The sequence below is a fragment of the Actinotignum schaalii FB123-CNA-2 genome (assembly GCF_000411135.1).
Lineage (GTDB): Bacteria > Actinomycetota > Actinomycetes > Actinomycetales > Actinomycetaceae > Actinotignum > Actinotignum schaalii_A.
In genome coordinates this window covers 1158748-1182792 of sequence record NZ_KE150262.1, presented here as the reverse complement: position 1 = coordinate 1182792, position 24045 = coordinate 1158748, and the positions used below count along the sequence as shown (strand labels likewise).

Here is a 24045-nt window from a genome sequence, read left to right as displayed (position 1 = left end):
ATTGACCGTTTATCGATTGGCGTGGAGGCATCTACGCGACCGCAAATTCCAGCTCTTCGCGATTGCTGTGCTACAGATCGCGCAGGTGCTCCTCGGGCTCACCCTCCCCGCGCTGGGCGCGAACGTTATCGATTACGGCATTTTGGAACGCAATAGCTCCTATATTTGGTCGCGCGGGCTACTCATGGGACTCTTCACTCTCGCGCAGGTGCTCTGCGCCATCGGGGCGATCTATTACGGGGCGCTGGTCTCCACCCACCTGGGCCGGGAGCTACGCCGCGAAACTTTCTCGCACGTGCAGCGCTTCTCCCCCGCGGACCAGCAGCGTTTCGGGGCCTCCACCCTGGTCACCCGCACCACGAACGACGTCAACCAAATCCAAATGGTCACCCTCATGTCCCTCACCATTATGGTGACGGCCCCGATTATGGGAGTGGGCGGGGTGCTCATGGCCATCGGGCAAGACGTAGTTCTCTCCCTCACCCTCCTCGTGATTATCCCGGTGCTCACCGCAATTATTCTGGTCTGTACCGCGATGCTGGCCACACGCTACGAAACCCTCCAGCGGCGCGTAGACGCCATTAACGATGCACTACGCTCCCAGCTTTCCGGGGTGCGGGTAATTCGGGCCTTCCGCCGCGAAGAAGCCATGGCCGGGGAATTCGAGGTTCATAACCGTAATTTCCGTTCGATTATGCTCCAGATCGGCACGATTTGGTCCGCGCTGCTACCGGCCATGAGCGCAGTAATCGGGCTGGCCTCCGCGCTTATCGTGTGGATTGGCGGGCATCGAATTGCCGGGGGTTCCATGCCGGTGGGAGCGCTGGCCGCGTTTATCACCTACCTCATGATGATTCTGGGCGCGGTCATGATGCTCGGCATGATTATTATGGTGGTTCCGCGCGGGAACGTTTCCGCCGAACGCGTCATCGAAGTGAATACCACCGTGCCTTCTATTACGGACGCGCCGGATGCGCGGGAGATGCCGCCCGGCCCGGTTACCTTCCGCTTGCGCGATATTTCCCTCACCTACGCCGATGCGGACGAGCCTGCCTTGCGCGGCATTTCTTTGTGTTTCCGACCTGGAACGACGACGGCGATTATTGGCGCCTCGGGCTCGGGCAAATCATCGCTGGTGAAAATACTGCCCCGCCTCGTGGATGTGAGCACCGGGCGCTTCACTGTAGAAGGCAGCGCCGGGGCTGGCACGGGTGGCGAGGCCGGCGAAACGGAAACGAGCGGTGCCGCAGCACGCGGCGCCGGGGCGGGCGAAGTGGATGTGCGCGATATTCGACTCGCTGATTTCCGCCGCCGGGTGGCCCTGGTACCCCAGCGTGCGTTCCTGTTTAGCGGCACGGTAGCCAGTAATGTTGCCGGCTCCACCCGCGATATTGACCAGGAACGGGTGATTAATGCGCTGCACTGCGCCCAGGCCTGGGATTTTGTGCAGGCCGGGGGCGGGCTGGAGATGCCGGTGGAAACCGGGGGAACCAATCTTTCCGGCGGGCAACGCCAGCGCCTGACCATCGCGCGGGCTCTGTACCGCGCCCTCTCTGATAGCTCCGGGCGAGCCGGTGCTGACCTGGTGGTTTTCGATGATTCTTTCTCCGCCCTCGATTACGCCACCGATGCCCGGGTACGGGCCAACCTCAAGGAGCGGATCCGGGATGCGGCGGTGGTCATCATCGCCCAACGTATTTCGACCACGCGCAGCGCCGATTGCGTCGTCGTTCTGGATTGCGGCAAGGTGGTGGGCTGCGGGACGCACGCCGAACTTATGGAAACCAATGAGATGTACCGCTCCATTGTGCGCTCCCAGGAACGCGGGCCGGAAGGCAGCGCGGAACGTGGAACGGAACCAAGCGGGCCGGAAGGCGGTACAGAACCGGGCGGCACGGAAACGGCCGGCAACGCGACCGCAACGAGTGAGGAGGTGCGGGCATGAGAGGTGCCGGAAATATTGACGAAGCCCGCGATATCCGCGGGGCGCTCCTCACCCTTATTCGCCACTACCTACGCCATTACGTGGGACGCATTGTGGCGGTGCTGCTGCTTTCACTTATCTCCACCGCGGCGGTGGTGGCCGCGCCCTTCCTGCTCGGGCAGGGCACCAATGTGGTGGTGGATGGGATCCGCTCCGGCGGCGTGGATTTCCCGTCGCTGGCCCGGGTGCTGAGCCTGGCGGCCGGATGCTATATTCTCTCGGCACTGCTGCGTTTCTGGTTCGGCTATATTATTCGCCTCATTATTCAGGATCTCGGTTATGAGATGCGGCGGGATTGCCAGCAGAAAATTGATCGGATGCCGCTATCCGTGCTGGACAAACAGCAGCGCGGGGATGTGCTCTCACGGGTTACGAACGACGTCGATAATGTCACCCAGTCCCTGCTGCAAACTCTTTCCGAAGTGCTCTCCGCGATCTACCAGATTATCGGGATCGTGGCGGTCATGGTCTATCTGTCCTGGTCGGTGGCCCTTGCCTCGCTGGTGGTCATCCCGGTGGGGATTATTGGGATCCTGCTGCTACTGCGCCGCTCCCGCCCCTATTTCCGAGACCAATGGCGGCTCACGGGTGATGTCTCCGCCGTGGTCGAGGAGAGCTTCACCGGGCTGGATGTGGTAGCTGCCTACGGGCTGGAAGATGAATTCCAGGGCCAGTTTGATGCCGCGAATGGCGATCTTTACGATGCGTCCTTCCGCGCCCAGGCCATTGCGCAGATGTCCCAGCCGCTTATGATGCTGGTGCAGAACGGTTCCTTCGCTATCGTCACCCTCCTGGGCAGTATCCAGGCGATGGCCGGCACCATGACGATTGGCGGGCTGCAAGCGATGATGCAATATACTCGCCAGCTGTCCCACCCGCTCCAATCCCTGGCCTCCACCGCGAATCTCATCCAATCCGCGGCGGCCTCCGCGGAGCGCATTTTCGATTACCTCGCCCAGGAGGAAATGGCCCCGGATGCGAGAGCCAGCTATCGCGAGGTGGTGGCCCCCGAAGCACGGAGCGGCACCATCGAGTTTTCGCACGTGCGTTTTTCCTACGAGCCAGATACCCCGGTGATCCGCGATCTCTCGCTGCGAGTGGAGCCGGGCCATTCGGTGGCGATTGTGGGGCCCACCGGCGCGGGGAAAACCACGCTCGTCAATTTGCTGATGCGCTTCTTCGAAGTGGACGGCGGGGCGATTACCGTGGACGGCGCACCCATCGATTCTTTCACCAAGGAATCCCTGCGGGAGCATTTCGGGATGGTCTTGCAAGACACCTGGCTGTTTGACGGCACGGTCTGGGAAAATATCGCTTTCGGGAAGGACGGTGCTACGCGCGACGACGCCATTGCCGCCGCGGCTGCCCTGGGCATTGCTGATCTTCTTGAGACCCTCCCCCACGGTTTTGATACCCATATTGGGGATGAGGGCGAGAATGTTTCCGCCGGGGAGAAACAGCTCATCACCATCGCGCGGGCGTACCTCGCCAATCCCGATGTGCTGATTTTGGATGAGGCCACCAGTTCGGTGGATACCCGCACCGAGGCGCTTATCCAGGATGCCATGGAGCGGCTGCGCGAAGGTCGCACCTCCTTCATCATTGCGCACCGGCTCTCCACCGTCCGCAATGCCACCACGATCCTGGTTATGGAAGCTGGGGACGTGGTAGAAAGCGGCACCCATGAGGAATTGCTGGCAGCTGGCGGTGCCTATGCCCGCCTCTACGAAAGCCAGTGGGCCTAAGCTGCCGGCGGTGTGAGCCTATGCTAGCGGTGGTGTGAGCCTGTGCTGGTGGTGGTGCGCCAAGCTAACCGCGAGCCTGAGACCTGCGGGCCTAAGCGACCGGGACCGCGAGCTTCTCCTCCGCCGGGATTTCCCGGCCGGCAAGATACCCGGACATGAGCCGCGCTACCGCGCTGGCGCCCAGGCTGAGCACCCACAGGGCGGCCATGAGAATGAGAATGCTCGGGTGCCCGGCATCCTTAATAATGAGGAAGACCAGGAGGATTACTCCGAGGGCGGCCGCGATCACCGGGATAGCCTGCATGGTGGGGCACAGCCACGCCGGTGCGGGGCGCCGGGGTTGTTCCAGCAATCCAAACCACTGGTAGACCCCCAGGAAATAAATCTGGCCGAGCGCAACCCAGAGCATCCCAAAACAGGTACAGGTCCAGATAGCAAGGCTAAATTCTGGGGCCCATTGCAACATTTCCATGGCGTTGATGTAGAGAAGCGGATAGCCAAGAAAAGCACCCAGAACCGCGGCTCCCGCCGCAATTTTTCCAGACGTATAAGCGTTCATACAAGATCCCTCCGTTGAGTCACTTAATCAACCGCCGCGGTGACGATCTTATTTTTGAGTCTAACGACGCATCAGATGGATGTATACGGTCGCGAACCGCCCTCGTCACATCTTAACCAAATTGTATCCCGAGGTGATGTGACTGTAACCCTTGTTAATATGCCCGTGGCCGGTGTTAATGGGATTGTGACCGCTCCGCCCCGGCAAAATCCCACAGGATTTCACCGAGCTCGCGGGCAGTTCCCACGTGCCGCCAAGCCAGCTCCCATTCGGAACGCGGAGCGGTCCCCCACTCCACGAGCACCGTGGGAAGGCCGTGCTGGCCTGCGCCGTCGACATCGTGAATACGATCCCCCACCATGAGGGCCCGCGAGGTATCAACGCCCCGCGCTCGCAATTCGCGCAGCGCCGCACCCACTACCTCAGCTTTCCCGTACCCGGGAATGTCTTCGGGATCCCCGGCAATATAGCGGAAGTGCTGCGCTACGCCCTGGTGTTCCAGAATCGCGCGGGCATTCTTTTCGTTTTTCGACGTCGCAATGGCCAGCGGCACCCCGGCCGCATCCAGTTCCTCTACCAATTCGCGCATCCCCGGGAAAATCGGGGTGTCGAGCATGCGCTGTTCGTAACGCACCCGGTAGCGGCGCACCATCTCCACCGGGTCGGCCGCGCCGAGCTTCGTGAAGGTATCGATCAGCGGCGGGCCGATAAACTGCACGAAGAACTCTTCGGGGTGGTCCTCCCCCATTTCTTCGCGCAGGGTAGCCCGGAAAGTTTTTTTGACGATGGCGGCGGAATCGTGGAAAGTTCCGTCCAGATCAATAAGGATGGGGTTCACAGGTTAAGTCCGGCGGTATCGCCTGCTCCTTGTCTCGCGATTTCGTTGGTTACTAGGTCAAGTACGGTGGTGGGGCCGCGCCCCACGGGCCCGTTCACCACTACATCCAGGGCATGCCCCAGTTCATCTTCCACAATCCAACCTTCTTCGAGGGGTTCTTCCGCGCCGGGAAGAATAAGCGTGGAGGAGAGCAGCGGTTCGCCCATTTCCGTGACCACCGCCTGGGTGATGCGATGATCCGGGATACGCACGCCCACCGTGTGTTTCTTCGGGTTGAGGGTCATGCGCGGCACTTCTTTGGTGCCCTTGAGAATGAAGGTGTAGGGTCCGGGCGTGAGGCTTTTGATGAGCCGAAAATCGGGGTTATCTACGATAACGAGCTGCCCGAGCTGCGCGAAATCGTGGCACAGCAGGGTGAAATGATGTTTATCACCGACCTGCCGGATGGTGCGAATTCGCTCCAGGCCCTCCTTATTGCCCATCTGGCACACAATGGCGTAACCGGAATCGGTGGGCAGGGCCACCACCTCACCGCGCCGGAGCCGATCCACCACTTTGGTGACGAGCCGCGGTTGCGGATCCTCAGGATGAATATCAATGAAGGTAGCCATAGCAACTAGTCTAGTCGAGGCTGCCACAGGAAGAAGCCGCGCAGCCTTACTCCGCCGCGCGCGCAGCCTCGCGCAACTCCGCGAGCTCCGCTGCACTGGCATAGGGCTCCATTTCCCGCAGGTACGCGCGGGCTTCATTGGTACGCCCGGCCGCCAGCGCGGTACGTACCAGTGCTTCCCCAGCCTCGAAACTATGGGTGGCCGGGTCCCAATGGGCCAGCCCTAAGCTGAGTGCCTGATCGGGGTGGCCGGCCTCGCGCAAAATCGCCATGGCCCGGGCGAGGATACGCCCGTCCGGATTGCGATCTGTGGCGGTGGTGAGAAGCCGCAGGGCTCGCTCGGGGTCGGACTCCACCGCGAGGCGAGCCATATGCAGCTGCGGGTACCAGGAGGCCGGTGAGCTAGAGAGTTCTTCGGCGAGAGCGTAGATCGCCAGGTCCGCGGAAAGAATGCTTCCGGTTCCGGTGAGCTCCGCGGTGAGCGGATCCGCGGGCGGAAGTTCGCCTTCGGCCTCGCGTGCCAGGCCAACGAGCTGGGTGAAAGCCTCGACGTCGTTCGGGTCTTCAGCAAGCCGATCACGCAGCACCTGCGCGGTGGCAGTATCGGCTTCCGGGGCCCGGGTATGCTGGAAGAGTTGCTGCATCAAATCGAGGAATGCCATGATGCGAGCGTACCGAAAATAGGGAGGTCGTGCGATGGAGGTAGCGCAACTCATGTCGCTGGGCGAGGATATCCTGGAGCGCGAAGGCTACCCGGATGCTACCGAGACTTTCGAGCTGAGCCGCGTGGATAGCGTCACCCGCTGGGCTATTGCGGTCACGCTGGAAGACGCCAGCGGCGTGGTGGTACCCGATAGCGAAATCTGCGCGGCGCGCACCCTCGGGGATCTAGTGCGGCTCAGCTGCCCGGGCGCGGACCTCAGCCTTACCACCTCTTCTTCTCAGCACGACGGCGCAGCTGCGGCCCGCCCCACTCCCGCTGCCACAAGCGCGGATGATGCGCGGCCCGATCCTGAGAAGCCGGAGGAGCAGGATGAAAATGCTCCGCTTTCCGCGGAGGATTTGCGGGCTGCCCTCGGGTTGTAGCGTGCGCATGCGGCGGGTGCGTGTACGCCCTAGGAGCGCGCGCCGGCTTTAGCCCACCATTTCTATGACTTTAGCCCACCCGGTGCAGCCAGCGTACCGGTGCGCCCGCGCCGGCATAGCGGAAGGGCTCAAGCTCATCATCCCAGGCTTGGCCGAGGGCAATATCGAGGAGCCGGCGCATTTCTGCGGCGTCGTTCCCCGCGTTTTCCAGGGCGGCCCGCACCCGGTTTTCAGGGATGACCACATTGCCGGTCAGATCTGTTTGGGCGTAGAAAATACCGAGGCCGGGGGTGGCGGACCAGCGGCCTCCTTCGGATACCGGGCTGGCATCCTCGGTGATTTCAAAACGTAAGTGTTCCCAGCCGTTGAGTGCGGAGGCGAGTATGGCGCCAGTCCCCACTTCCCCCGTCCACGAGGCTTCTGCCCGATTCATATGCGGGGCGGCGGGTTGTTTGGTCCACTCAAAATGCGGTTCGTATCCGAGCACGCTTGTCACCGCCCATTCAACGTGGGGTTGAACAGCCGGCATAACAGAGTGAATGAATATGACGCCGCGAGTGGCGTATTTGTGTGCCATAGCATTCCTCCTGCGCTTGGGTGGCTTTCCCCGTGCTACCCACGCGGAGGGGCTACTAGAGCGATTGTAGCGCAGAAGATACGCGCAGCTGGCGAATATCGCGCATCGCTTTTTTGCGTACGTCCCGTTCCAGGCGGTCGAGGTAGAGGTGGCCGTCCAGGTGATCGCATTCGTGCTGGATGCAGCGCCCGAGGAGACCCTCCCCCTCCACAATTTTCTTCTTGCCGTCCAGGTCAATACCTTCAGCGCGGGCATACCACGCCCGCTTAGTCGGGTAGTACAGGTCCGGGACGGACAGGCAGCCTTCCTCACCGTCCTGGTATTCATCTTCGGAAAGCGCCACAATCACGGGGTTGAGAATGTAATCGATCTCCCCGTCGATATGCCAGGAGAAAGCGCGCAGGGAGACCCCGATTTGGTTGGCTGCTAGGCCCGCCCGGGCGTCGTCGTTCACGTTTTCAAGCAGGTCTTCTACCAGACGCACAATGCCCGGGGTGATCTCCCGAATCGGATCGCAGGGGGTGCGCAGGACCGGGTCCCCCACCACGCGAATCTCCCGGTATGCCATAGCGAGCTCCTTTGGTAAGATTCTTCACACTTATGTTGCCCCGCGCCGCGAGTGCCGGACAGAGCAGAACGGCGGCAAGCCTACGCTCACCGCCGTTCGTTCGCTCCCGCAGCTGGACTCGAACCAGCAACCGTTCGATTAACAGTCGAATGCTCTGCCATTGAGCTATGCGGGAATTTGCAACAGAAAAGATAATAGTCAATGGCGGGACACGAAGCAACTTCAGAGGTGTGCGCTCTGCCACTCCAGACCGTGAGCGCCGCCCGTCACTATCACAGCCACCGATTCGCCCGCTCCGGTCGAGGGTGCACTCAGGTGCTGGCGCAGGGCGCGACCGGCGAAGAACATGATAATCAGCAGAATGACTCCCACAATCGCGGCGGCGATCATACGCCGGCGCGCTATGCGCTGAATCTCCTCCGCCTGGGCGGCATCAAGGGGAACGGGTTCTACCTGCGTCTCCGGTTGTTCCGGCTGTTCCGGCAGCTCGAACTTCTCTGGTAGATCCGGTTTCTCGGGTGTTGACATGGGGCTACTCTAGCCCACGCTCTGCCCGGTGAGCATGAACAGCACCATCTTGGTGGGAGCCAGGGCACGCACAGCGTGCGGGAGGCGGGTGGGTAGGTGCACGAGGCCGCCGGGGCGCAGGTGTACCGTTCGCCCCTCGGTATGCATCTCCACCTCCCCTTCCAGCACCTGGATGAGTACGGGAACTGCGGCGGTATGCTCAGAAAGTTCTTCCCCGGTATCGAAGGAGAAGACCACCACATTCACACCTTCAGCGCGCAGCGCGGTGGTGGAAACGGTCGAGGCAGCGGCATAATCCACCGTGGCGCCAAGGTCTTCCAGGTAGGAAAGCTGCGGGGTATTGTCACTCATCGGTCGTCCTTTCAGTTAGAGGTTGTAGCTGATTCGGCAGCGCTGGCGGATTCGGTGGGCTTGCGAGCCACCATGGCCACGCCGGCCAGGTGGTGGCGATACTTACGGAAGAGAGCACGCATGGCCAGCACTCGCGCCCACAGCTCTTTATCGCGCAGTACATTGCGGATGATCCGTGCTACCCCGCGCAGGCCTTCGTCGGCCAGATTCCGGCGCAGAGACAGCAGTGCCATGGGGGCGTCCCCCACCCATTCCACCTCGAAACCGGCATCGGTGAGCACCTTGCGCCATTCGGCCTGGGTGAGCGGGCGTGCGTTAACGCGAATCGTCTGGGCCAGGCCCTTGCGCAGAGTATCGGCAATGGCCGGATCGATGCTATCCGGGGTGAGGCTGAGCTCGTGGATGGCGTAGCGCCCGCCCGGGCGCAGCAGCCGGAAGGCCTCGCCCACAATCGCGGCTTTCGAGCTGGCACCTTGCATGGTGAGCATCGCTTCGCCCACGACCACATCGGCACTGGCATCGGGGAGTCCAGATTTCTGCGCGATGGAATTAACGACGACGCCGCCCACTTTGTCGACGATCCCCTTGACGCGGGTTACCGCATTCTTGTCTTGATCCACTCCGGTGTAGGAGTGAATGGGCTGGGCGATAATGAGTTCCGCGGTTCGGCCCAGGCCGGGGGCGAATTCCACCACGTCTGCGCTGGCCAGCTGGGCGTGCTCGAGCATGACTTTCGTCAAATGCAAGCCGCCGGGGCGCAATACCCGCTTCCCGGCACGGGCGAGCACCCAGTGCCCGGCGGCGGTAGCGGTGGGACGATCCGATTGCGGAAGTGGAGCATTGTCATCAATCATGGATTCACCTTAATCCCGCGAGCATGGTGAGAAAAGAGCACCCCACAACTACTTGATGCGAACCGTGCGACTCATAAAGGCGAATAATTACCACTAGAAATCCACCCATTGTCTTAGCCACCAAATCACCCGATGCTAATAAATACAAAACTGTTGAGGGTAAGCATCTTGAAATACTCACAATACAAATCCCCGTGGCGTACCCCACATCAACTTGGGTAAACACACACCCTTGCCCTAAACGTTTAGGTGGCATAGCTTGACCTCAACGCAACCAATTGGGACAAAGGAGACCCTGATGAAACCGGCAACTCTTAAAGATGTGGCTCGGGCCGCCGGTGTGTCTATTTGGACTGTCTCCAATACGTTTTCCGGCAAAGCCCCCGTAACTCAATCGACCAAAACCCGAGTATTGGAAGCGGCTAAAACGCTCAACTACATCCCCAACCAGACAGCACGCGCCCTGCGCCGCGAAACTCCCGGCCCAATCGTCGTGATGACTGCATCAACATCCAATGCTTACTACGTCGATATGCTTGATGGCGTTCATGAAATGTTGCGCACATCTTCCCATGGAGTACGCACAGCCGATCTTGCTCCTGAAGGCCGATTTGATCAGAAAACTGAAGATTTGGTTGTCACCGAAGCGATCCAATCGCGGGCAGCCGGAGTTATCAGTACTCTTACTTTATCCGTAGACAATCACGAGAAACTTTGCGAGTGGGGAATCCCCATTGTCTATGTCGACTCGCAAGGACCGACTGCGCCGTCCGGTTCGGTATCTGTAACCTCAAATAACGAACAAGCAGCGTATCAAATTGGTGAGCATCTCAACTACCACAGACTCGACACGTGGCTTTTATTGATCTATCCCGAGCGGTGGTCCACAAGGCAAACTCGAATTAAGGGCATGAAAAACGCCGCCAAGAAATTCGGGGCAACTTTCTCGATTCTCGAATGCGCTAATGACTCACAATCGAGCGCAGTTGTGTTAGAGGAGTACCTCAGAAATACGAAGGTAGAGAAGCTCGCGATTATTGCCGGTAACAATCCTCTCCTCCTCGGGACCATGCACGCACTCCAGGCATGTGACCTCCGGGTTCCCGATCAGGTCGCCTTAATCGCTTTTGACGAATTTACCTGGTCAACTTTCGTCAATCCTCCAGTGACGTTGATTGACGAAGATTCTCGCGATATCGGCGCAAAAGCCGCTCTAAAACTTATTCACATCATGCAAGAGCATCCGCAGGGAGCTATCCGTTACCACAACCAGGAGTCTGAGGAGGTGAACGTCAAACTCAGAATTCGTGCCTCCTGCGGCTGCTAAACGAATTAGAAAACCAAATTGGGCCAAACCGGCCTATCTAACCAAAAGGAGATCTCAACGATGAGAACAGCAAAAAAGGCTCTCGCCTTCACGACAAGCATTCTGCTCGCCGCAACTTTCTCGGGTTGCACTTCAGGCGACTCCGCTACAGAAGCGCCGAAACCTGACAAGATCGAGAAAATCGGCTTGATGGTACAGGACATGTCCAATCCCTTCTTCTCCGCCATGGATAAGGGAGCGAAGGAAGCAGCCGAGAAGATTGGCGCAACTCTTAACGTCCAGGACGCCAAACTTGATCTGGCGAATCAGAATACTCAGATTGACACATTCATTCAGCAAGGCGTAGACCTTATCGTTGTTTCCGCTGTTGACGAGTCCGGCCTGCAACCCGCCATCGAACGTGCCCGACAGGCAGGGATCTTCGTTGTAGCTGTTGATACTCCTGCGAAGGGCGCAGATGCCATTGTTATGACCGATGCCGTTCAGGCCGGCGAAATTGCATGTACCTATTTATTCGAGCAGATGGGTGGCAAGGGAAATATTTTGGTTGTTGATGGCACACCTATCCAGACGATCACGGATCGCATTAAGGGCTGCAATCAAGCTATGAAGAATTTCCCCGGCATTAAGGAAGTCGGGCACCAAAACTCGCAAAATGACCGCGCTACCGGCCTCTCTGTCACTACCGACATGCTTACTGCAGCCAGCGATGTCCAGGGCATCTTTGGAATGAATGACCCGTCCGCCCTTGGTGCGACGCTTGCTGTCCAGCAAGCTGGACGTACAAATGAAATTAAGGTGGTAGGAATCGACGCTTCTCCCGAAGGGCTCCAGGAACTCCGAACCGCTGGTTCTCCTTTCGTCGGCACTGCCACCCAAGAGCCCGCAAAGATGGTCGAAAAAGCAATCGAGGTTGGGCAGCAGCTTGCTCGCGGAGAATCACTCACGGAAACCACTATCCTCATCCCCTCGCAAATCATCACCCGGGATGCGGTAGACGAATACCCGGGATGGTAGAAATGACTCTTCTCAAGCTCGAAGGGATCAGGAAAAGATTCGGCGCTACCCAAGCGCTTGGAGGAGTTTCCTTTGATCTGAACGCCGGAGAGATTCATGCCCTCATGGGAGAAAACGGCGCTGGCAAGTCAACGTTGATGAAAATTCTGGCGGGGAACCTGGCTGCCGATAGCGGAAAGATCTTCGTTGACGGTCAGGAAGTCCATATCTCATCTCCTAACGATGCACGTAAACACGGAATCGCAATCATCCACCAAGAGATTAATACCGTCCCAAATCTGACGGTGGCCGAGAACCTCTGCCTCGGCGTCGAACCACTCAGACACGGAATTCTTGACCGTGACAAGATGCGTTCGGATGCACGCGCTAAGTTATCGGCCATTGGAGTGGATATCGATGTCAACAGGCCTCTCGGCTCGTTCTCCATCGGTATGCAGCAGATGGTCGAAATTGCTCGTGCTGCTGCCGAGGACGCCCGCATTCTCGTTCTCGACGAGCCCACTGCCGCGCTTTCCCGAGCTGAAACAGAGGATCTTTTCAGAATTATTCGAGAGCAGCAGCAAAACGGCGTCGGCCTTATCTACATCACTCACCGTATGGAAGAAGTGTGGAAGTTAGCTGATAGGGTGTCCGTTCTTCGGGACGGAACGTCCGTCGGAACGCAGCTTCTAGCCGAATTAACGCCTGACGAAATCGTGCGAATGATGGTCGGTAGAAAAATCGGTGATCTCTACGAACATGCAGACCGTGCATCGGGCGAAGTGGTTCTTGAGGCAAAGGATCTCAAAGCTCCTGGGGTTGATGACGTCTCCTTCAAAGCTCGGGCTGGTCAAATTCTTGGATTTGCAGGATTGGTCGGCGCCGGGCGTTCGGAAACCGTCAGGCTACTTATGGGAGCAGATCCCATGAGTAGCGGCACGTTGCTACTCAAAGGCAAAAGCTATCATCCTAAAAGCCCCAAGGAGGCCCTGGGATCTGGCATTGCCATGGTGCCGGAATCCAGAAAGGAACAAGGTCTGTTCTTGGATCACACAACGGCATCGAATATCTCGATTGCCTCTCTGAGCGACTTCACCAAACTCGGCGTGCTCGCGCGGGGCGCAATTCGAAAGAAAGTTCGCCAGATCATGGAAGTGCTCAATATTCGAAAGACCTCCACAAGTCTTCCGGTAAGAGCGCTTTCGGGAGGAAACCAACAAAAAGCACTTCTCGGCCGCACTCTCATGGCAGGTGCCGATCTTTTGATTTTCGATGAACCTACGCGCGGTGTTGACATCGGGGCGAAAAGGGAAATCTACGAGATCATGAATGATCTTGCTAAAGAAGGCAAAACCATCATCATGGTTTCTTCTGACCTCCCTGAAGTCCTGGGAATGTCTGATCGCATCATCGTTATGCGAAAAGGAAAAGTCGTGGGAGAACTCGATGCACGAGATGCCACAGAAGAATCGGTCATGAGCCTCGCGACCGGAGCAACAAAGGAACAAGCATGACTATAGAAGCTGCACCTCGACGGAAAATGAACTTCGCTGCGTGGTGGGATAAGGTTGGGATTCTCGCGGTCCTCGTCCTTCTCGTCGTGATTATGGCGCTCATCGCCCCGAACTTCATGTCGATGAACAATCTCATGAATATCGCCCGTTCGATCTCAATTAACGCGATCATTGCGGCAGGTATGACCTTCGTTATTATTACCGCCGGCATTGATCTCTCTGTCGGATCAATCGTTGCCGTATCGGGTGTAACCGCAGTACTGGCCTGTATCTCCGGTGCTCCAGCCATCATCGGGATAATCGCTGGCATTCTTGCCGGTGCAGTTGCGGGATGGGTAAACGGTGCTCTATCGGCGTATCTAGCCCTAGCGCCCTTTATCGTGACGCTCGGCATGATGACATTCCTCCGCGGCCTCGGATACACGCTGACCGGAGGCCAACCCATCGTGGACAACAAGCTGGCTTTCAGAGATCTTGGAAACGGATACATGGCTGGAATTCCAGTTCCCGTCATTGTAATGATCATTGTGTACATCATCTGCTGGTTCATTCTCGAACGAACGAAGTACGGTAGGCATGTTTACGCAGTCGGTGGTAATCCCGAGGCGGCACGCCTTGCTGGAATCAACGTCAAACGGGTACTTACCTCGGTTTATGTCATTGCAGGCGCGCTTTCAGGGCTTGCAGGAGTCATTTTCGCCGCACGCGTTGTTTCCGCGCAGCCGACCGCTGGTACCGGATACGAACTTGATGCTATCGCCGCGGTTGTTCTAGGTGGAACATCTCTTGCCGGCGGTAAGGGCAAGATCATCGGAACCCTCATCGGTGCGATCATTCTCGGAGTGCTCTCAACCGGCATGATTCTCATGAATGTCCAATTCTTCACCCAGCTACTAATTAAGGGCGTCGTCATTATTCTCGCCGTCGCCATTGACTCCCTCAAACAGAAGAGCACCAAGGCAGGAAAGTAGATGAAGACCCATAAAGTAATCAGTAATATCGAAGGAAAGCGTGCATTCGAGCCGATCTACTTCGATGAACCACAAGTGCTCACAGAATCCTTGTGGCTAGCACGAACCAATACTGGGGAGCAGATCCTTTGCCAACGATTGGCTGATCAGCCGGCTCCACAAGAGGCCACCAGATTTGTCACTACACTCAGTTTTGAGGACGAGGCAAGTTTCACACTGGATGAACCAGTCGAATCCGGAGAAGGAATCACAAAAGGACCCGGTACTGAAGCTGACTCATGGGCCCGCGTTAATACCGGCTACTTCGATATTGATGTGTGCACGGGTACCGCAGAGGGCACTGGTGCCTCAAAGTGGGGGCTCAAACATTTCCGCACCCTTGATGAGGGTATTGACCTCCTCCCCTCTGGAAACAATGCGATTGGTGGATTTTACGGCCCGTTCTTCACTCCTGAAAACGGACTCATCAATCCGCCAGAACACACAAAGGTGAAGATTGAGATCCTTGAAGACGGACCAGTCTTGCTTTCTTTCAGAATGCTAGGTGTGATACCAGACGGGCTCCTACCAGAGCTCCGGGGTAAAAACTTCTCAATCGAGTGGGCTTTCACTTATAGGACGCCTTGGTTCAGCCGGCGTTATCACGTAGATGATTTCCAAACTGTGATCAACGGACGTTCTGTAACTAACAAGATCACCGTTGGGGATGAATTCGAAGCCGGACAAGGAAAACTACTCTTTGATCGGTTTGCGTGCTACGGAGGATCCCGATATCGCAGCGGCGATCCTTATGCTGGGCACCTGGCCGACATGGTAGAGCAGACCATTTCTGACAGCACATTACCTCAGCGCAAGAAACTTGAAGAATTTAAGGCCGCCTTAACCGACGATATTGAGAACGCTCATTGGGATTTGTACTGGCGCCTATTCTCGACTTTCGAAGGGGCTTTAACAGACGAAACAATCCGCGACCGACTGGCAATTGTTCGCGAGAAATCATTTGTTGATGCAGAGCTGCGTGATTGGCGAGTCGATTCTGAACCTATCGACGTCCAGAAAGAGGAGCACGAAACTATCTTCCCCGGAGCTGCCAATAAGACAGTCGAATATGACACATCTACCGGCCGTGCAATGATCTGGTATACCTCGAAGCCATCGGGAGGCTTCCAGATCGTACAGCGCAAGCAGTCGGGATGGGGAAACTGGGGTACCAACCTCGAAAACGAATGCCCGGAGCTCCCTGTGGGTGTCGATATCAAAACGGCATACGGCAAATTCGCATCTAACTGGGAAGATATAGCCGACCAGTTAGAAACTCCTCCGGAAGTGCTTTAGGACCAAAGAATCCCATATGGCGGTTGCCGGATTTCTATATGTCCCAGAGTAGGACAGCACGGTTACCGTCTACAAAGCTGGGTGGCTGGCGCGATCATTCTCGCGCTAGCCACCCAGCTCCCTTTTACCAAGAAACCGATTCCTCCAGGTGTGATTCACGCCGGGAAATTGAGTGGGAGGGTGAGGTCGTATTGTTCTGCGTCATAGAGGTGGTCGGCTAGATCCACGACCCGTCCGGATTCATCATAGGCACTACGCCGCACCCGTAAGAGAGGGGCGCCGGATGCCACGTGGAGAAGTTCTGCTTCCGTAGGCGTCGCGCTACGCGCGCTAATACGCTGGACCCCGCCACGTAACACAATCCCGTGACTCTTGAAGAAAGCGTAGAGGCCTCCCGATGATATAGCGGTAAGCGAGGGAGCCAGATCGGCAGGGATCCAGTTACGCATAATCCCCATACGGTTTCCCTCCGCCCACCGCAAACGTTCTAAAGCCACGATTTCTTTACCTTCTAGGCAGTGCATATCAGCAGCTAGACCGCTATCAGCAAACACCACCCGATACTGGAGAACGTCCGTGCGTGGTTCACGGCCCGCGGCCCGTAAATCATCGGAAAGGCTTGCTAGGGAAGGATCCCTTTGGAAAACCCGTGGCATCACCCTGGTTCCCACACGTGGGCGCCGTGAGAGTTTCCCCTCATCAGTCAGGACTTGTAATGCCCGCCGTAGCGTGGGGCGCGAGACACCCAGCCTGCGTGACATGGACACTTCGTCTTCAAGGAGCTGCCCGGGTAAAAGCGCGCCAGAGTCAATAAGACTCGCTAATGATTGCGTGATTTGCTGATGTAAAGGAGTGGAAGACCGAGAGTCGAAAACAATCCGGGGAGCAACCGGAACATCCAGCTGATCTGCATTGTCTTTTCCATGGGGGTTTGACATTAACGTGACCCTCTCACTCTTATTTGTTCACCCAATTGTAAACATAGCCGATCGTCGTATGTTTGGCCAGTATTTCTGTAGTTTTAGCGATTCATAGCGGTTTATATGGCCACGTTCATCAAAGTTTCCCCGCCATTCTGACTGGTCTTTTGTATTTACAAGTAGGGTGTCTGGGGTTATTTTGGGAACAAATGAGACACCCCGCTGGTGGGGTGCTGGTTTGGACTCACAAAGGAGTGATAACGAATGGATATACCTCATTGGATTAATGGTGGCCTGTACACGGGCCAGCCGGAGGGAAAGATCGCGGTTGACGACCCGGCTAGTGGCGAGATTCGCGGGTATTTGTTGCAGGCGAGCCGTGAAGATCTTGACTACGCAGTAGAGATTGCGGTTGAAGCTCAAAAAGCTTGGGCTCGTACCTCGTTGGCGAAGCGTACCGAGATCATGTATCGGATGCGTCAGCTCGTCCTTGATCATCAAGACGAGATTGCGAAAGCGATTGTGGCTGAGCATGGTAAGGATTATTCGGATGCTATTGGGGAGATCCAGCGGGGGCGGGAGACCCTTGATTTTGCTTGCGGGATTAATGTTGCCCTGAAAGGTGAAACATCCTCGAATATTTCCACGGGTGTAGATATTCACACGCTGCGCCAGCCTCTCGGTGTTGTTAGCGGGATTTGCCCGTTTAATTTCCCGGTTATGGTGCCTATGTGGATGCACCCGATTGCGATTGCTACCGGTAATGCTTTTATTTTGAAGCCGGCACCGGCCACGCCTTCGGCTTCTCTTGTGATTGCGCGTTTGTATAAGGAAGCTGGCCTGCCTGACGGGATCTTCCAGGTTATTTCCGGGTCGAATGATTTCACGATGGCCATGATTGACCACCCGGATATCAAGGCTGTTTCTTTCGTGGGTTCAACCCCGGTTGCGAAACTGATTCAGGAGCGTGCGGTGCGGGCGGGCAAGCGTGTCCAAGCATTGGGCGGGGCTAATAATCACGCGATTGTTATGCCCGATGCTGATATCAACTTCGCTGGCAAACACCTTTCAGCTGCGGCTTTCGGAGCTGCTGGTGAACGCTGCATGGCATTACCTGTTGCTGTGGCTGTGGGCGGGGTTGGTGACAAACTAGCAAAAGCCGTCAAAGAACACGCCGAGCTTATCCGAGTGGGTTACGGCCTGGACGAAGGCGTGCAGATGGGCCCGGTTATCAACGCCCAATCAAAACAACGCATCATTGACGCGATTACTGATGCGGAAAGCAAAGGTGCGAAAGTCATCCTTGATGGGCGTTCTCTCAATGTGAGCGGGCATGAGAACGGGTATTTCCTTGGCCCAACTATTTGCACGCATGTCCCCCAAGATTCCCTCCTCTACAGGCAAGAAACTTTCGGGCCGGTCCTGGCAATCGTCGAGGTAGACACTTACGAAGAAGCCATCGCTCTTGTTAATTCCTCGCCTTACGGTAACGGAGCAGCGATCTTCACCAACGATGGTGGTCTGGCACGTCGTTTCGAGCTGGAAGTTGAAGCTGGCATGGTCGGTATCAACGTTCCTATCCCCACGCCCGTGGCTTACTACTCGTTTGGTGGATGGAAAGACTCTCTTATGGGCGATACCCATATTCACGGGCCCGAAGGCGTGCGATTCTACACGCGCGCGAAGGCCACAACGGTGCGGTGGCCTTCGGAGGGCACCTATGAAGCAACAATGTCGTTTGAACGCACCGAATAAACCACAGATAAGGAAGTGATGGACATGGTCGTCCATGATGTACTAACAATCGGACGCTGCGGCGTCGATATTTATCCCCTGCAAACCAACTGCACTCTCGAAGAAGTCACAACGTTCGGGAAATTCCTGGGAGGCTCTCCCACCAACGTGGCAGTAGCAGCAGCACGCCTGGGAGAAGACTGTGCCACCCTCACCGGGGTAGGCGATGACCCCTTCGGGCGGTGGGTACGCCTGGAAATGCGCCGACTTGGTGTATCGGATGAATACGTGATCGTTGACAATACCCTGAACACGCCTGTTACTTTCTGCGAGATTATCCCACCTGAGCATTTCCCGTTCTTCTTCTACCGTGAGCCCTCGGCCCCTGACCTACAGATTAAGGACACGGACCTGGATGAAAACCAGGTACGCGAGGCTAAACTCTTGTGGGTATCCGGGACCGGCCTGTGTGAAGAACCCTCTTACTCCACCCACATGAGCGCGCTTGACATGCGTGGGCGTAAAGACCACACCGTTTTCGACATGGACTGGCGTCCAATGTTTTGGGAATCGGTTGATCTAGCACGCCAGCGGTATGCGAAAGTCCTCGACTATGCGACAGTCGCGGTGGGTAACGTGGAAGAGTGTGAAATCGCGGTCGGGGAAACCGATCCACACCGGGCCGCAACAGCACTACTGGAACGCGGAGTACAAATCGCTGTAGTCAAGCAAGGCAGTAAGGGCACCCTCGCGAAATCGAGTACGGAAGAATTCTTCATTCCCGCGATGAATACCACCGTGGTTAACGGGGCTGGTGCCGGGGATGCTTTCGGTGGGTCCCTTGTTCACGGACTCTTACAGGGCTGGAGCCTTGAGAAAACGATCCGGTATGCCAACACTGCCGGCGCGATCGTCACCTCGCGTATCGAATGCTCCACCGCTATGCCCACCCAGGATGAAATCGAGCGCGTGCTGGCCGCGAATCACACTGACGCGCTACTCGAGACACCTCAATCAGCAGAAAGCAACCAGTAACCATGGATATTGCCAGGCTTATTGCAGGACGGCGTTGCCCGGGTTCTGCTCACAAAGCCTTGCTCAAACGCGAGCAACCCGCCACCCTGCTACCCAACGGGAAATTCCTTATTATGGCCGCGGATCACCCAGCCCGGGGCGCATTCGCCGCCGGCGCTAATCCGCGTGCTATGGAAGACCGTTTCGATCTACTCCAGCGCCTGTGTGACGCGCTTGCCGTGCCCGGGGTTTCCGGACTGTTAGGAACAGCCGACATTATTGAAGACCTCGCGCTGCTCGGAGTCTTGGACGGCAAATGGGTATACGGGTCGATGAATCGTGCAGGACTGGCCGGCGCGGCCTGGGAACTGGATGACCGTATCACCGGCTATACGGCCAAAGGGATAACCAAAGCAGGCCTGCAAGGCGGGAAAATCCTTCTCCGTATTGCCTACGACGAAACAGAAACCGTGAGCACTTTGGAGATGGCCGGGAAAGTAGTCACCGACCTTTCCCGACGCCAACGCATTGCTATGGTCGAACCCTTCATATCACGGCGCGAAGACAAACAGGTAGTCAATGATGTGTCTACCGATGCCGTTACCCGCTCGATAGCAATCGCTTCAGGTTTGGGGAGCAACAGTGCCTACACGGTACTCAAACTCCCCGACACTCCCGACCTGGAACGCTTCGCGAGGGCGACTACCCTACCCATCGTTATCCTCGGCGGGGAAGTCAGCAATGATGCTGCCAAAACCCTCCGCAGGTGGGCTCTCCTCTTGGAGATCCCCAACGTGATCGGCCTGGTCATTGGCCGGTCATTGCTCTATCCACAATCGGGCGACGTTCAAGGCGCCGTGGCCAACGCCGCCCAGCTCCTCTCCTAAAGAGGCTCATATATTGAAGGAGCACTCATGACTCTGACAACAGGAGGTCTCCTCGGTGTCGCTTTAGCAGCGATCGCCGTCTTGCTCTTCCTTATTATCGTATTCAAAGTCAACGCTACAGTCGCACTGATTCTGGTATCAGCCCTGACTGCTATTGCTACCGGGGTCCCAGTCAGCGAGCTATTCGATATGCTCTTGACCGGTTTCTCGGGCACCGTTGGCAAACTCGCTCTCATCATCGGGTTCGGAGCAATTATTGGACGCATGCTTGAACAATCCGGGGGCGCTGAAGTACTCGCCCAAACCCTGCTGCGTTGGTTTGGGGAAAAACGAGCACCTTTAGCACTCTCAGTAGCTTCGCTCTTGTTCGGCTTCCCAATTTTCTTCGACGCCGGACTCATTGTCATGTTCCCGATCATCTTCTCCGTTGCCCGCCGCCTGGGCGGACCAGTACTCTTGTATGCCTTGCCGGCAGCTGGAGCGTTCCAGGTCATGCACGGACTCATGCCGCCCCATCCCGGCCCGGTGGCCGCGGCTACCACGATGAACATTAATATCGGGACCGTGCTCCTGGTCGGTCTAATCGTTGCGATTCCCACGTGGTATCTAGCCGGTTACCGCTTCGCGTTGTGGCTCTCGAAGAGGTTCGATGTTCCCATCCCCAACGTTTTGGGATCCAAAGAATCTGGGCGTGAACTACCCGGGAAAGAGCCCGGCTTCGCAACCGTTCTCTTTATTCTCATGCTCCCGATCCTGTTGATTACCGGTAACACGGTGACTAGTACTTTGCAGTCAGCTGGTATCATCCCAGAACACGCGGCGTGGGCAAGCGCCCTGAAATTCTTCGGTGAAACCGCGGTAGCCCTGTTCGTTACCGCTCTGGTTGCATCAATCATTTTGGGTTATGTACGTAAAGTACCCTGGAAGAATATCGACAAGATCAACGACGCTGGGTTCAAGTCCGTGGCAGCGATCGTTATGGTGGCCGGTGCTGGCGGTATGTTCGGGTCCGTGTTACGTGAAACCGGTATTGGTACCGCGCTTGCTAACACGCTAGCCGATCTTGGTATTCCCCTGCTCCTGGCTGCCTACCTTATCTCCCTGGCACTACGAGTCGCACAAGGCTCAGCAACCGTGGCCATCCAAACCACCGCAGCCTTGCTAGCAGCAACTGTGGCGGGGGCCGGACTCAATGACATCCAAACCGCGCTCGTTGTCGTGGCAATGGGAGCAGGATCGTTCTTCGCTTCCCACGTCAACGATTCCGGGTTCTGGCTAGTAGGCGGTTTCCTCCAAGTAGATACGAAAACGAATCTGAAGATGTGGACCACGTTCACCTCGGTCATATCCCTCGTATCCTTCGGTTTCTGCACTCTGGTCTACCTCATCGTCTAGAAAGACTCTCATTCACATAACCACGTGTGCGCACCCGCGGGCTGGATCTACACCCACCACGGGTGCGTACATGTTTAACTTCCTCACGCACACCCTGAATGACATGCTCTCGTGGACGTCAAGCACGAGTTAAATCCGCACGACTAGCGCAATTGTCAAGCGCAAGTTAAAACTGCACGCCCTCAACAAACGGGCAACCTCGCCCGGCGCCCAAGTGCCCCTATCGGTACCACCACTCAACACCCGCCGGTGGTCGGGCTGTTTAGAACGGGTTTTTGAAGCACCGTGGTGAGCATCGTGAAGCGCGATTACCCTAGTTGGTGTTGATCTGACTGGACCTTGCTAAGGCTTGATCGGTCTGGGAGGCGTAGCTGCCACTGTCGGCTTGGCTCTGATTGGCCGTCACCAGCAGTTCCGACGGCATTTATGTGCCTCAAGATCCATATGAGATATTTTCGGTCGTTGCTTACGCTTGCCCCACCAACGTTGGACTATTGGTCGGCGGGCACGCCCGCCGGTGGCGGTGTGTTTTGAGTGGTGGTACCGATAGGGGCACTTGGGCGCCGGGCGAGGTTGCCGTTTGTTGAGGGCGTGCAGATTCAACTTGCGCTAGGCCTGCGGTTCGTGCTCGGCCTGGTGGTCTGGCAGTACTAGAAAGTCTGGCTAACCATTATCGAAAGTGTTTCACGGCCTTCACATCTTGCTTCACGATCTCCACCATGGCGCTTCAAAATACCCGTTCTATACAGGTCGGCGTTACTGCCATCCCACAGGCCAACCACTGGCCGGGCAGCCGTGTCAACAGTAGATGGATATATTGTCGAAGAAGCTACTGGACTCCTCATCTAAAAAGTCAATGAACTCCAAGTCCAAATACACGAAAATCCCACGTAGCTGGCGGAGCTATGACGCGGGACATCACAACAGTGCCCCCGGCAGGACTTGAACCCGCGACCGATGGATTATGAGTCCACTGCTCTAACCTGCTGAGCTACGGGGGCAGCGCGTAAATTCTAACAGCTCCTAATTGGTCTGGGTCCCAATCATCAGGCTCATCTTTCATATCCAAGAAAACAGGTAGAATATGGGGGCGTTCCGGCCTTTAGAGTGCGTCAGACCGGAACGCCCAGCTTTTGAAAAATAGAAACTTGTCGTCTAAATCTATGCGCGTACTTCGCGTAGCAGCGTCGCGATTTTCTCCGAATCCTCCGCGCTCAACGGGACCTGCGGGGCACGCATCAACGGCGAGCACTCCACCCCGCACAAACGCACCCCCTCCTTAATCGCAGCAATAAAAATATCACCGATCTCATACACCGCAGCCAAACGCGTAATCTTTCCCAACTCCGCGGCAGCGCCCGTAACGTCCCCGGCCTCATACGCCGCATGCATCGCCGCAAATACCTCAGGAATCAAATTCGTCAGACCAGAGAGCACCCCGGCCCCGCCACACACCCGATTCCCAATGTAATACTCATCAAAACCAGAAAGCACCGCGAAATCCGGGCGCACCTTCTTCACCTCACGAATCACCCGTCGCGTATGACTCTGAGTATCCACCGTATCCTTGAGCGCCACAATATTTTCGTGGCGGGCGGCCAGCTCAGCCACCAACTCCGGACTCAAATCCGCACCCGTACGCTCCGGGAAGTTATAAAGCATCACAGGGAGCTGCGTTGCGCCCGCAACCGCGTCATAAAAATCAAGGGCCCGCCCATATGAATGCCCGAAATAGAAGGGCGGAAGAGCCACCACGCCATCCACACCAGCAACCTCAGCAGCCGCGATATTCTCCAGCACCTCACTCAGCCGCGCCGCGCTCACCCCGGCCAACACCTGGAAACGCCCCGCGGCCTGCTTGACCGCGAACTTCAAGAACTCGGCCTTCTCCTCAGTAGCAAAGGAGAAAAACTCCCCGATCGAGCCGAAGAAGAGCACCCCGTTGAGCCCGGACTCGGCAAGACGATCAATATGGGCGGCCATCGCCGGATAATCAATCGCACCCGAATCGTCGATCAACGTGACCGACGGGCAATACACACCAGAAAACATTCCAACCCCTTCCAGGTTTGGGCAAATAAAAGCTACCCATTTCCATGTCTCACGCATCATTGCGACTTGCTTCGAACGATAACAGGAAGAATGCGAATCCATACCCGCGCAAAACACTAGAAGACAATAAGTTGCCGTAGGAAACATCGCTGACCGGCGCGCTGAATCATTGAACACGCCGGCCAGCGATAGCCCTACGT

23 protein-coding genes, 2 tRNA genes and 1 pseudogene are annotated in these 24045 nt (G+C 57.0%); 12 read left to right on the top strand and 14 right to left on the bottom strand.

What is annotated here, in order from left to right:
* The first annotated feature begins 1 nt into the window (after position 1).
* Both HMPREF9237_RS04775 and HMPREF9237_RS04770 read left to right on the top strand, forming a co-directional pair.
* Positions 2-1945, top strand: a complete 1944-nt coding sequence (locus HMPREF9237_RS04775) for an ABC transporter ATP-binding protein (RefSeq protein ID WP_016442605.1) — start codon at positions 2-4, stop codon at positions 1943-1945.
* Complete coding sequence (locus HMPREF9237_RS04770; RefSeq protein WP_016442604.1) at positions 1942-3729, top strand: ABC transporter ATP-binding protein; 1788 nt, start codon at positions 1942-1944, stop codon at positions 3727-3729. The genes HMPREF9237_RS04775 and HMPREF9237_RS04770 overlap by 4 nt, the downstream gene beginning before the upstream one ends.
* A 91-nt stretch (positions 3730-3820) precedes the next feature.
* Here HMPREF9237_RS04770 and HMPREF9237_RS04765 read toward each other — a convergent pair whose 3' ends face one another.
* The 4 genes from HMPREF9237_RS04765 to HMPREF9237_RS04750 all read right to left on the bottom strand — a co-directional run bounded on the left by HMPREF9237_RS04765 (position 3821) and on the right by HMPREF9237_RS04750 (position 6398).
* Complete coding sequence (locus HMPREF9237_RS04765; RefSeq protein ID WP_016442603.1) at positions 3821-4288, bottom strand: hypothetical protein; 468 nt, start codon at positions 4286-4288, stop codon at positions 3821-3823.
* 175 nt (positions 4289-4463) lie between these two features.
* Positions 4464-5126, bottom strand: coding sequence for an HAD hydrolase-like protein (locus HMPREF9237_RS04760; RefSeq protein WP_016442602.1), 663 nt, complete (start codon positions 5124-5126; stop codon positions 4464-4466).
* The gene (locus HMPREF9237_RS04755) at positions 5123-5737 is read right to left on the bottom strand and encodes an L-threonylcarbamoyladenylate synthase (protein WP_016442601.1); all 615 of its coding nucleotides are present in this window, start codon (positions 5735-5737) and stop codon (positions 5123-5125) included. The genes HMPREF9237_RS04760 and HMPREF9237_RS04755 overlap by 4 nt, the downstream gene beginning before the upstream one ends.
* Before the next feature lie 46 nt (positions 5738-5783).
* Positions 5784-6398 carry a hypothetical protein gene (locus HMPREF9237_RS04750; protein WP_016442600.1) on the bottom strand — a complete coding sequence of 205 codons (615 nt, stop codon included), beginning with the start codon at positions 6396-6398 and terminating at the stop codon, positions 5784-5786.
* Between the two features lie 34 nt (positions 6399-6432).
* On the opposite strand from HMPREF9237_RS04750, the gene HMPREF9237_RS04745 reads away from it, so the two are divergent.
* Positions 6433-6822 carry a phosphopantetheine-binding protein gene (locus tag HMPREF9237_RS04745; RefSeq protein WP_016442599.1) on the top strand — a complete coding sequence of 130 codons (390 nt, stop codon included), beginning with the start codon at positions 6433-6435 and terminating at the stop codon, positions 6820-6822.
* Between the two features lie 70 nt (positions 6823-6892).
* On the opposite strand, the gene HMPREF9237_RS04740 is transcribed toward HMPREF9237_RS04745, so the two are convergent.
* The 6 genes from HMPREF9237_RS04740 to HMPREF9237_RS04715 form a co-directional block, all read right to left on the bottom strand.
* Entirely contained in the window at positions 6893-7399 is a 507-nt protein-coding gene (locus tag HMPREF9237_RS04740) for a DUF3145 domain-containing protein (protein WP_016442598.1), read from the bottom strand.
* A gap of 55 nt (positions 7400-7454) precedes the next feature.
* Positions 7455-7967, bottom strand: coding sequence for a peptide deformylase (def, locus tag HMPREF9237_RS04735; protein ID WP_016442597.1), 513 nt, complete (start codon positions 7965-7967; stop codon positions 7455-7457).
* A gap of 103 nt (positions 7968-8070) precedes the next feature.
* A tRNA-Asn gene (locus tag HMPREF9237_RS04730) sits at positions 8071-8142 on the bottom strand.
* A 47-nt stretch (positions 8143-8189) separates the two neighbouring features.
* Positions 8190-8495, bottom strand: coding sequence for a hypothetical protein (locus HMPREF9237_RS04725; RefSeq protein ID WP_016442596.1), 306 nt, complete (start codon positions 8493-8495; stop codon positions 8190-8192).
* A 9-nt stretch (positions 8496-8504) separates the two neighbouring features.
* The gene (locus tag HMPREF9237_RS04720; RefSeq protein WP_016442595.1) at positions 8505-8846 is read right to left on the bottom strand and encodes a cupin domain-containing protein; all 342 of its coding nucleotides are present in this window, start codon (positions 8844-8846) and stop codon (positions 8505-8507) included.
* An 11-nt stretch (positions 8847-8857) separates the two neighbouring features.
* The gene (locus HMPREF9237_RS04715) at positions 8858-9697 is read right to left on the bottom strand and encodes a methyltransferase domain-containing protein (protein ID WP_051106997.1); all 840 of its coding nucleotides are present in this window, start codon (positions 9695-9697) and stop codon (positions 8858-8860) included.
* Positions 9698-9998: 301 nt separating this feature from the next.
* Here HMPREF9237_RS04715 and HMPREF9237_RS04710 point away from each other — a divergent pair, with 301 nt between their 5' ends.
* Genes HMPREF9237_RS04710 through HMPREF9237_RS04690 form a run of 5 tightly spaced genes read left to right on the top strand, consistent with a single transcriptional unit; the run spans position 9999 to position 15843 of the window.
* On the top strand, positions 9999-11027 hold the full coding sequence (locus HMPREF9237_RS04710) for a LacI family DNA-binding transcriptional regulator (RefSeq protein WP_016442593.1): 1029 nt from the start codon (positions 9999-10001) through the stop codon (positions 11025-11027).
* 60 nt (positions 11028-11087) lie between these two features.
* Positions 11088-12044 (top strand): ABC transporter substrate-binding protein, encoded by a 957-nt coding sequence (locus tag HMPREF9237_RS04705; RefSeq protein WP_016442592.1) that lies wholly within the window; start codon positions 11088-11090, stop codon positions 12042-12044.
* Positions 12045-12046: 2 nt separating this feature from the next.
* Positions 12047-13537, top strand: a complete 1491-nt coding sequence (locus HMPREF9237_RS04700; RefSeq protein WP_016442591.1) for a sugar ABC transporter ATP-binding protein — start codon at positions 12047-12049, stop codon at positions 13535-13537.
* Positions 13534-14508 (top strand): ABC transporter permease, encoded by a 975-nt coding sequence (locus HMPREF9237_RS04695; RefSeq protein WP_016442590.1) that lies wholly within the window; start codon positions 13534-13536, stop codon positions 14506-14508. Before HMPREF9237_RS04700 ends, HMPREF9237_RS04695 begins: the two co-directional genes overlap by 4 nt.
* Positions 14509-15843, top strand: a complete 1335-nt coding sequence (locus HMPREF9237_RS04690) for a hypothetical protein (RefSeq protein WP_016442589.1) — start codon at positions 14509-14511, stop codon at positions 15841-15843.
* Between the two features lie 155 nt (positions 15844-15998).
* On the opposite strand, the gene HMPREF9237_RS09740 is transcribed toward HMPREF9237_RS04690, so the two are convergent.
* Both HMPREF9237_RS09740 and HMPREF9237_RS09905 read right to left on the bottom strand, forming a co-directional pair.
* On the bottom strand, positions 15999-16499 hold the full coding sequence (locus tag HMPREF9237_RS09740; RefSeq protein ID WP_051106975.1) for a GntR family transcriptional regulator: 501 nt from the start codon (positions 16497-16499) through the stop codon (positions 15999-16001).
* A gap of 12 nt (positions 16500-16511) precedes the next feature.
* Positions 16512-16781, bottom strand: a pseudogene (locus HMPREF9237_RS09905) (GntR family transcriptional regulator); the annotation flags it as partial.
* Between the two features lie 246 nt (positions 16782-17027).
* Here HMPREF9237_RS09905 and HMPREF9237_RS04680 point away from each other — a divergent pair.
* From HMPREF9237_RS04680 to HMPREF9237_RS04665, 4 genes are read left to right on the top strand one after another with little or no spacing between them, the layout of a single operon-like run.
* Positions 17028-18518 carry a CoA-acylating methylmalonate-semialdehyde dehydrogenase gene (locus HMPREF9237_RS04680; RefSeq protein ID WP_016442587.1) on the top strand — a complete coding sequence of 497 codons (1491 nt, stop codon included), beginning with the start codon at positions 17028-17030 and terminating at the stop codon, positions 18516-18518.
* Positions 18519-18542: 24 nt separating this feature from the next.
* Positions 18543-19532 (top strand): 5-dehydro-2-deoxygluconokinase, encoded by a 990-nt coding sequence (iolC, locus tag HMPREF9237_RS04675; protein ID WP_016442586.1) that lies wholly within the window; start codon positions 18543-18545, stop codon positions 19530-19532.
* Between the two features lie 2 nt (positions 19533-19534).
* Positions 19535-20398, top strand: a complete 864-nt coding sequence (locus HMPREF9237_RS04670; protein WP_016442585.1) for a Cgl0159 family (beta/alpha)8-fold protein — start codon at positions 19535-19537, stop codon at positions 20396-20398.
* 27 nt (positions 20399-20425) lie between these two features.
* A complete protein-coding gene (locus HMPREF9237_RS04665; protein WP_016442584.1) occupies positions 20426-21793 on the top strand; it encodes a GntP family permease in 1368 nt (455 codons plus the stop codon).
* Between the two features lie 927 nt (positions 21794-22720).
* On the opposite strand, the gene HMPREF9237_RS04660 is transcribed toward HMPREF9237_RS04665, so the two are convergent.
* Positions 22721-22794 (bottom strand) — tRNA-Ile (locus tag HMPREF9237_RS04660).
* Positions 22795-22954: 160 nt separating this feature from the next.
* Positions 22955-23905 (bottom strand): dihydrodipicolinate synthase family protein, encoded by a 951-nt coding sequence (locus HMPREF9237_RS04655; RefSeq protein WP_231366673.1) that lies wholly within the window; start codon positions 23903-23905, stop codon positions 22955-22957.
* Between the last annotated feature and the right edge of the window lie 140 nt (positions 23906-24045).

Coding starts and splice junctions, on each gene's coding strand:
- HMPREF9237_RS04680 (WP_016442587.1), top strand. CDS start 17,028: ATGGATATACCTCATTGGATTAATGGTGGCCTGTACACGGGCCAGCCG.
- HMPREF9237_RS04710 (WP_016442593.1), top strand. CDS start 9,999: ATGAAACCGGCAACTCTTAAAGATGTGGCTCGGGCCGCCGGTGTGTCT.
- iolC (WP_016442586.1), top strand. CDS start 18,543: ATGGTCGTCCATGATGTACTAACAATCGGACGCTGCGGCGTCGATATT.
- HMPREF9237_RS04725 (WP_016442596.1), bottom strand. CDS start 8,495: ATGTCAACACCCGAGAAACCGGATCTACCAGAGAAGTTCGAGCTGCCG.
- HMPREF9237_RS04655 (WP_231366673.1), bottom strand. CDS start 23,905: ATGATGCGTGAGACATGGAAATGGGTAGCTTTTATTTGCCCAAACCTG.
- HMPREF9237_RS04750 (WP_016442600.1), bottom strand. CDS start 6,398: ATGGCATTCCTCGATTTGATGCAGCAACTCTTCCAGCATACCCGGGCC.
- HMPREF9237_RS04740 (WP_016442598.1), bottom strand. CDS start 7,399: ATGGCACACAAATACGCCACTCGCGGCGTCATATTCATTCACTCTGTT.
- HMPREF9237_RS04755 (WP_016442601.1), bottom strand. CDS start 5,737: ATGGCTACCTTCATTGATATTCATCCTGAGGATCCGCAACCGCGGCTC.
- HMPREF9237_RS04690 (WP_016442589.1), top strand. CDS start 14,509: ATGAAGACCCATAAAGTAATCAGTAATATCGAAGGAAAGCGTGCATTC.
- def (WP_016442597.1), bottom strand. CDS start 7,967: ATGGCATACCGGGAGATTCGCGTGGTGGGGGACCCGGTCCTGCGCACC.
- HMPREF9237_RS04770 (WP_016442604.1), top strand. CDS start 1,942: ATGAGAGGTGCCGGAAATATTGACGAAGCCCGCGATATCCGCGGGGCG.
- HMPREF9237_RS04765 (WP_016442603.1), bottom strand. CDS start 4,288: ATGAACGCTTATACGTCTGGAAAAATTGCGGCGGGAGCCGCGGTTCTG.
- HMPREF9237_RS04705 (WP_016442592.1), top strand. CDS start 11,088: ATGAGAACAGCAAAAAAGGCTCTCGCCTTCACGACAAGCATTCTGCTC.
- HMPREF9237_RS04720 (WP_016442595.1), bottom strand. CDS start 8,846: ATGAGTGACAATACCCCGCAGCTTTCCTACCTGGAAGACCTTGGCGCC.
- HMPREF9237_RS04745 (WP_016442599.1), top strand. CDS start 6,433: ATGGAGGTAGCGCAACTCATGTCGCTGGGCGAGGATATCCTGGAGCGC.
- HMPREF9237_RS04670 (WP_016442585.1), top strand. CDS start 19,535: ATGGATATTGCCAGGCTTATTGCAGGACGGCGTTGCCCGGGTTCTGCT.
- HMPREF9237_RS04700 (WP_016442591.1), top strand. CDS start 12,047: ATGACTCTTCTCAAGCTCGAAGGGATCAGGAAAAGATTCGGCGCTACC.
- HMPREF9237_RS09740 (WP_051106975.1), bottom strand. CDS start 16,499: ATGCCACGGGTTTTCCAAAGGGATCCTTCCCTAGCAAGCCTTTCCGAT.
- HMPREF9237_RS04695 (WP_016442590.1), top strand. CDS start 13,534: ATGACTATAGAAGCTGCACCTCGACGGAAAATGAACTTCGCTGCGTGG.
- HMPREF9237_RS04665 (WP_016442584.1), top strand. CDS start 20,426: ATGACTCTGACAACAGGAGGTCTCCTCGGTGTCGCTTTAGCAGCGATC.